Consider the following 7,482-nt stretch of genomic DNA (forward strand, 5'->3'; position numbering starts at 1 on the left):
GCGGTGCCGGGACCCCCGCCGGCGGCGGCGCGGTGCCAGGCTGGAGGCATGCAGCAGCCGTACGAGCCCCTCAGAACCGCGGACGGGTCCCCCCGGATCCTGGTCGTGGACGACGATCCGACCGTCGCCGAGGTCGTCGCCGGGTATCTGGACCGCGCCGGTTACGCCGTCGACCGCGCCGACGACGGCCCCACCGCCCTCACCCGCGCCGCCGCGCACCGGCCGGACCTGGTCGTGCTCGACCTCATGCTGCCCGGCATGGACGGACTGGAAGTGTGCCGGCGGATCCGCGGCCACGGCCCCGTGCCCGTCATCATGCTCACCGCACGCGGCGACGAGGAGGACCGCATCCTGGGCCTGGAGGTGGGCGCCGACGACTACGTCACCAAGCCCTTCAGCCCTCGCGAACTCGTCCTGCGCGTCGAGTCGGTGCTGCGCCGCAGCCGCCCCGCCACCACGGGGGGCCGGCTGGGTGCGGCCGGTCTGACCGTCGAACCCGCGGCCCGCCGGGCCACCAAGAACGGCACCGAACTCGCCCTCACCCTCCGCGAGTTCGACCTGCTCTCCTTCTTCCTGCGGCACCCGGGGCGGGCGTTCGGCCGCGAGGACCTGATGCGCGAGGTCTGGGGATGGGACTTCGGCGACCTGTCGACCGTCACGGTCCACGTCCGCCGCCTGCGCGGCAAGGTCGAGGACGACCCGGCCCGGCCCCGCCTGATCCAGACCGTGTGGGGCGTTGGCTACCGCTTCGAACCTACGGGAGAGGACGCCGGATCGTGAACGACACCCTCCTCATCGCCCTGTACGCCTTCGCGGGTGCCGCGGCCACCGGCCTGGCCGGAGCCGGCGCACTGCGCCTGATCCGGCGCCGCTCGCTCACCGCCTCGCTCGCCGTGGTCGCGACGGTCGGCGTCGTCGCGATGCTCGCGGGCACGCTCGCCGTCGCCTGGGCCATGTTCCTGTCGCCGCACGACCTGACCGTCGTCACGACCGTCGTCGCCATGGCGGCCGTCGTCTCCCTGGCCACCGCGCTGCTGCTGGGCCGCTGGGTCGTCGCCCGCAGCCGCGAACTCGCCGTGGCCGCACGCTCCTTCGGCGACGGCGGAGATTTCGCCGCCCCCGTCGGCCCGACGACCGCCGAACTGGACCACCTGAGCCGCGAGCTGGCCGCCACCAGCGCCAGACTCGCCGAATCCCGGGAGCGGGAACGCGCGTTGGAGACCTCCCGGCGTGAACTCGTCGCCTGGATCTCACACGACCTGCGCACCCCGCTGGCCGGTCTGCGCGCCATGTCGGAGGCCCTGGAGGACGGTGTCGCCGCCGACCCCGGCCGCTATCTGAGGCAGATCCGTACCGAGGTCGAGCGCCTCAACGACATGGTCGGCGACCTCTTCGAGCTCTCCCGCATCCACGCCGGCGCGCTCGCCCTCGCCCCCAGCCGGATCTCGCTGTACGACCTGGTCGGCGACGCGCTGGCGGGAGCCGACCCGCTCGCCCGGGAGCACGGGGTGCGGCTGGTGGGCGGGCGTATCGAGCCGGTGCCGGTGGAGGTGGACGGCAAGGAGATGAGCCGCGTACTGGGCAACCTGCTGGTCAACGCCATCCGCCGGACCCCGGCCGACGGCACGGTCGCGATCGCGGCCGAGCGTTCCGCCGAGGGCGTCGTGCTGTCGGTGACGGACGGCTGCGGTGGCATCCCCGAGGAGGACCTGCCGCGCGTCTTCGACACCGGCTGGCGCGGCACGCACGCCCGGACGCCCCCAGCGGGCGCGGGCCTGGGCCTCGCCATCGTCCGGGGGATCGTGGAGGCGCACCAGGGCCGGGCCGGCGTACGGAACATCCCCGGAGGCTGCCGTTTCGAGGTGGTGCTGCCCGCCGCCGCTTCGTGAACACGGGCAGCACCACCGGTCTTTCGCGAGCGGACCCCGGGGGGTGGGACAGCTCCTACGCGTCCCGCATCCCGGCTCGCGCGAACTCCGTCATGCCCTCCTGGAACCCGACTCCCGGCTTCCAGCCCAGCCCGTCCCGCAGCCGCGCGGAGTCGGCGGTGATGTGCCGTACGTCCCCGAGCCGGTACTCACCCGTGACGACCGGCTCGGGCCCGCCGTACGCGGCGGCCAGCGCACGGGCCATCTCCCCGACGGTGTGCGGGTCGCCGCTGCCGGTGTTGTACGCAGTGAGCACACCCGGGGCGGCCGCCGCCTCCAGCGCCACCGCATTAGCCTCGGCCACGTCCCGGACGTGCACGAAGTCCCTGCGCTGCCGCCCGTCCTCGAACACCCGCGGGGCCTCGCCCCGGGCGAGCGCCGAGCGGAAGAAGGAGGCGACACCGGCGTAGGGGGTGTCCCGGGGCATGCCGGGCCCGTACACGTTGTGGTAGCGCAGCGACACCGCAGACCCGCCGGTACAGCGGGCCCAGGCGGCGGCCAGATGCTCCTGGGCGAGCTTGGTCGTCGCGTACACGTTGCGCGGATCGGCCGGGGCGTCCTCGCCGACCAGCCCGGGGGAGAGGTCCTCCCCGCACACCGGGCACGCGGGCTCGAACCGGCCCGCGTCGAGATCGGCCACGGCCCGCGGCCCGGGCCGCACCACCCCGTGCCGCGCACACGCGTACCGTCCCTCCCCGTAGACGACCATCGACCCGGCGAGTACGAGGGTCCGTACCCCGGCCTCCGCCATGGCCGCGAGCAGCACGGCCGTCCCCAGGTCGTTGTGGGAGACGTAGTCCGCCGCGTCGGCGACCCCGTAGCCGAGCCCGACCATCGCGGCCTGGTGGCACACGGCCTCCACACCGGCCAGGGCTCGGCCCACCGCTGTGGGGTCCCGTACGTCGGCCGCGGGATCCTCCCGCACGTCGAACACGATCGCCTCGTGCCCCCGCTCCCGCAGGGTGGCGACCACATGGGACCCGATGAACCCGGCACCGCCGGTGACCAGTACGCGCATACGGGCACGCTAGGCGCACACCGGCGCCGCACCGGGGGAGCACGGCCGGTACGTCATGACTCCGTAAGACGGGCGCGGGTGCGCCGAACCGCAACAAAACGGGCCCGGCGCGAGACCCTGCCCCCATGACAGCCCCCTCCGCATCTGATGCGGCCCACCGCTTCGACGACCTGACCGCCCTCTACATCAACTGCACCCTCAAACCGTCCCCGCAGCGCAGTCACACCCAGGGCCTGATCGACAGGAGCCGGTCGATCATGGACAGCGCCGGGGTGACCACGGAGCTGATCCGCGCCGTCGACCACGACATCGCACCCGGCGTCTACCCGGACATGACCGAGCACGGCTTCACCACGGACGCCTGGCCGGCGCTGTACGACAAGGTCATGGCCGCGGACATCCTGGTCCTGGCCGGCCCCATCTGGCTGGGCGACAACAGCTCCGTCACCAAGCAGGTCATCGAGCGCCTCTACGCCTGCTCCTCGCTGCTCAACTCCCAAGGGCAGTACGCCTACTACGGCCGTGTCGGCGGCTGTCTCATCACCGGCAACGAGGACGGCATCAAGCACTGCGCGATGAACGTCCTCTACAGCCTCCAGCACCTCGGCTACACGATCCCGCCCCAGGCGGACGCCGGCTGGATCGGCGCGGCCGGCCCCGGACCGTCGTATCTGGACCCGGACTCGGGCGGCCCGGAGAACGACTTCACCAACCGCAACACCAGCTTCATGACCTGGAATCTGATGCACCTCGCAGCCCTGCTGAAGCGCGCCGGAGGGGTCCCCGCCCACGGCAACCAGCGCTCGCAGTGGGACGCCGGGTGCCGCCCCGGTGCGGACAACCCCGAGCACCGCTGACCGGAGGGGCCGGCGCGGACGTGCCAGTTCTTACGCGACGGTGACGCCGGGCGGAATCAGTGGTCGACTCTGCGTCCCAGCGGCCACGGTGGTCACACCTGACACACCTGACACAGGTGACAGACGAACGGAAGGGCCACCATGAACCAGGGACACAGGCGCAACCGAAGGCGTCGCAACGCGATCGTCCTGGTCGCCGGGCTGGCCGCGGGCGGTGTCGGACTCGCGCTGGTCACCATGCAGGCCAACGCGACCGATGCCCCTCGTGCCACCACCCGCGCGGCCTCACCCATCTCCTGCCCCTCCGTGGCCGACCGGCTGCCGGACGTACCCCGGCAGGCGCGTGCTGAGGTCGACCGCAACCTGCGACTGCTGCAGTCCCAGATCACCGAGGCCGGTAACCGGCTGGCCGCCACGCGCGGTCAGGGCGGTCCGGACTTCGTGCGGAACGCCATCCTCGGCCCCCTCAAGGACAAGCGGACCGCCACCGTCGACCGCATCGCCATCGCGATCAGCCGCACGGGCGCACCCCGGCCGCAGGGCCTGGGCGACCTGGCCGCGTGCACGCTGGCCGGCGCGGGCCAGGGGCAGGGAGCGAGCCCGTCCCCGGCCGCCGGCAACGGCCCGGTGCCCGAGGACTTCGTGGACATCACCAAGGTCGCCCCCAACGTGCCCGCCCCGCCCCGCAACAACCGCAACGCCTCCAAGGGCGCCTTCAAGACCCGCTGCGGTGTCAACGCGGAAGGCCGGCACAACTCCGACAACGTGATCGTCGCCCCGGGGGTGGGCAACGGGGCCCACCACACCCACGACTACGTCGGCGCCATCGGCGTGGACGCCTTCACGACCGACGACACGCTCGCCGCGGCGGACACCACGTGCAGCAACGGCGACCGGTCGACCTACTACTGGCCGGTGCTGCGCGACCGCGGCGGAGTCGAGGAAGCCGACGCGGGCAAGCCCGGCGGTGGAGCCGAGGGCAACGTCGGCAAGATCCTCACCCCCACGTCCGCGAGCCTCACCTTCGTCGGCAGCCCCGCCACCAAGGTGGTCGCCATGCCGCGTTTCCTGCGCATCATCACCGGTGACGCCAAGGCCAACGCGAACGGCGGCGCCAACGCCAACGCGGCCTGGTCCTGCACCGGCTTCGAGAACCGCGTCCAGCTCAAGGACAAGTACCCGATCTGCCCGGCCGGCAGCGAGGTGGTCCGCACGGAGCGGTTCCAGAGCTGCTGGGACGGCAGGAACACCGACAGCGCCGACCACCGCAGCCATGTCGCCTTCGCCGACGCCCGGGGCACGTGCCCGGCCGGATTCAAAGCGGTCCCGCAACTGGTGCAGCGCCTCACCTACAGCGGCCTGGCCGGCAGCACCTCCTTCGCCGTGGACAGCTTCCCCGAGTCGCTGCACAAGCCCATCACCGACCACGGCGACTTCATCAACGCGATGCCCGACCGGCTCATGAAGAAGGCCGTCAGCTGCATCAACTCCGGCCGCCGCTGCGGCTGAGGGCAGATTCTCTGACCTTGGTCAGGTGAGGGCGTCGAAGTCGGTCTCCTTCGCCGCGACGATCCGGGCGCCCATGTTGCGCTCCATCATTTCCAGAGCCGCGGACGCCAGGTGGGGATGGATGGAGGCGACGGCGTCCTTCGGCACCGTCACCTCCAGGTGGCGGATGTGCGCATCCAGGGCGGAGTAGAGGACGCACTGCTCGGTGACCTGGCCGGTCAGGACCACGTGTCCGACGTCCAGACTCCACAGGAGGTAGGACAGGGGCGTCTCGAAGAAGACCGAATGGCGGGCCTTCAGCACGAAGAGCGAGTGGTCGTCGGGCCGGATCGGCTCGATCAGATGGGAGTGCGGCCGGCTCAGCGCCGCGTCCAGCAGTTCTCCGTGGTGCGAGCGCCACAGTCCGAAGTTGTCGTTCACGTAGATCACGGGAGCGTCCGCCTCGCGGGCTCGGCCGAGCAGCTCCGTCACGTGGGGCACGACCTGCTCGACGGACGGCACGAGGAGCTCGGCGTCCTCGTGGTCGTAGGTGTTGATCATGTCGATCACGATCAGAGCCGACCGCGTCGGATCTGCCCGTCGTTCCATGACCTGTGCCGTCCGTCCGGTGCTGTCACTCATCGGATGCGGCGGGTTCTGGTCGCGGTGGACGTCGGAGCATCGGATCTCCCGAGTGGAGCGTGTGGGGCGGGTTCCGGGAATGTCCGCTGAGTACCCGGTGGCGCGGCGGGCCTAACAACCTGCCCGGACGTCGACAGTCCGTGATGACGAATGGACTCGGTGCTCGGCGGACGCAGCGGAACAGGAGCGGAACACCCGGCGTGCGAGAACGGATCCCCCGCTCGTCCACGCCCGCAGTCGCGGCCAGAAGCTGTCCGCAAGCCCGGCTACCGTGCTGCACATGACGAACACCAAGCGGAGCGTCACCGGCACGGCACCCCTGCTCGGCACGCGTGCCCTCAACCGCGCGACCCTCGACCGGCAGCTGCTCCTGCGTCCCGCCCGGCTCTCCGTCACGGCGGCCGTCGAGCACCTGCTCGGGCTCCAGGCGCAGAACGTCAAGCCTCCGTACTACGCGCTCGCCGCCCGGCTCGACGGGTTCACCCCCGAGGCGCTGTCCCGGCCGATGGCGGACCGCGAGGCCGTTCGGATCGTCACGATGCGCTCCACGATCCACACCCACACCGCGGACGACTGCCTGACCCTGCGGCCGCTGGTGCAGCCCGCCCGGGACCGGGAGCTCGTCACCTTCCGCAAAGGGCTCGCCGGTGTCGACCTGGACCGGCTCGCCGGGCTCGCCCGCGACCTCGTCGAGGCCGAGCCCCGCACCATGAGGCAACTGCGCGAGGCCCTGCTCCAGGAGTGGCCCGACGCCGATCCGCAGGCCCTGGCCGTCGCCGCCCGCTGCCGGCTCCCGCTCGTGCAGGTGACGCCGCGCGGTCTGTGGGGGCAGAGCGGGCAGGTCAGTCTCACCACCGCCGAAAAGTGGCTCGGCCGGCCGGCGGAACCGGCCCCGACGCCCGACGCGGTCGTCCTGCGCTATCTCGCCGCCTTCGGCCCGGCCTCCGTGAAGGACATGCAGACCTGGGCCGGAATGACCCGCCTGCGCGACGCCTTCGAACGCCTCCGCCCGCAACTCGTGACCTTCCGGGACGCCGTCGGCGTCGAACTCTTCGACCTCCCGGACGCCCCGCGCCCCGACCCGGACACCCCGGCGCCGCCGCGCTTCCTCCCCGAGTTCGACAACCTGCTGCTCTCGCACGCCGACCGCACCCGCGTCGTCCCGCCCGAGCACCGGGGCCGCTCGTGGAACGGGAACGTGGCCTATTGCACGCTCCTCGTCGACGGGTTCCTCGCGGGGCTGTGGCGGCTCGGGGAGGACGCGCTCGTGATCGAGCCCTTCGACCGCCTCACCCGGGCCCAGCGGGACGAGGTCACCGCCGAGGGGGAGCGGATGCTGCGCGTCATGCACCCGCAGTCGTCGTACGACATCCGGTTCGGCGCCGTACGCACCTGACCGGGGCGGCGTGCGGGGGCCGGACAGTGGAGAGGGGGCGTTGCGGGCCGCTCGTGGAGGCCCGCCGAACGGGCCAGGACGCCGTACCGGTGCGCGTCGCGGCCGGGGGAGACGGGGCCGTGGCGGTGGGGGCGGCGCAGCTGGTGCTGGGGC

7 protein-coding genes are annotated in these 7,482 nt (G+C 72.4%); 5 read left to right on the forward strand and 2 right to left on the reverse strand.

Annotation, left to right across the window (positions count from 1 at the left end):
* Positions 1 to 48: 48 nt before the first annotated feature.
* Together AB0G20_RS39425 and AB0G20_RS39430 are read left to right on the forward strand one after the other, a co-directional pair.
* Entirely contained in the window at positions 49 to 780 is a 732-nt protein-coding gene (locus AB0G20_RS39425; protein WP_361311691.1) for a response regulator transcription factor, read from the forward strand.
* On the forward strand, positions 777 to 1,889 hold the full coding sequence (locus AB0G20_RS39430; protein ID WP_361311694.1) for a HAMP domain-containing sensor histidine kinase: 1,113 nt from the start codon (positions 777 to 779) through the stop codon (positions 1,887 to 1,889). The genes AB0G20_RS39425 and AB0G20_RS39430 overlap by 4 nt, the downstream gene beginning before the upstream one ends.
* A 55-nt stretch (positions 1,890 to 1,944) precedes the next feature.
* Here AB0G20_RS39430 and AB0G20_RS39435 read toward each other — a convergent pair whose 3' ends face one another.
* Positions 1,945 to 2,946, reverse strand: coding sequence for an NAD-dependent epimerase/dehydratase family protein (locus AB0G20_RS39435; RefSeq protein ID WP_361311696.1), 1,002 nt, complete (start codon positions 2,944 to 2,946; stop codon positions 1,945 to 1,947).
* A gap of 125 nt (positions 2,947 to 3,071) precedes the next feature.
* Here AB0G20_RS39435 and AB0G20_RS39440 point away from each other — a divergent pair, with 125 nt between their 5' ends.
* Together AB0G20_RS39440 and AB0G20_RS39445 are read left to right on the forward strand one after the other, a co-directional pair.
* Positions 3,072 to 3,803, forward strand: a complete 732-nt coding sequence (locus AB0G20_RS39440; protein WP_361311699.1) for a flavodoxin family protein — start codon at positions 3,072 to 3,074, stop codon at positions 3,801 to 3,803.
* A 141-nt stretch (positions 3,804 to 3,944) separates the two neighbouring features.
* A complete protein-coding gene (locus AB0G20_RS39445) occupies positions 3,945 to 5,312 on the forward strand; it encodes a DUF1996 domain-containing protein (protein ID WP_361311703.1) in 1,368 nt (455 codons plus the stop codon).
* Between the two features lie 21 nt (positions 5,313 to 5,333).
* Here the strand turns inward: AB0G20_RS39445 and AB0G20_RS39450 are convergent, their stop codons facing one another.
* Positions 5,334 to 5,900, reverse strand: coding sequence for an isochorismatase family cysteine hydrolase (locus tag AB0G20_RS39450; protein WP_361311706.1), 567 nt, complete (start codon positions 5,898 to 5,900; stop codon positions 5,334 to 5,336).
* 313 nt (positions 5,901 to 6,213) lie between these two features.
* Between AB0G20_RS39450 and AB0G20_RS39455 the strand changes: the two genes are divergently transcribed.
* Positions 6,214 to 7,329: a winged helix DNA-binding domain-containing protein gene (locus AB0G20_RS39455; protein ID WP_361311709.1), complete on the forward strand. Its 1,116-nt coding sequence runs from the start codon at positions 6,214 to 6,216 to the stop codon at positions 7,327 to 7,329.
* Positions 7,330 to 7,482 lie beyond the last annotated feature (153 nt).

Origin of the sequence: Streptomyces sp. NPDC024017 (assembly GCF_040638895.1) — a bacterium.
Classification (GTDB): Bacteria; Actinomycetota; Actinomycetes; order Streptomycetales; family Streptomycetaceae; genus Streptomyces.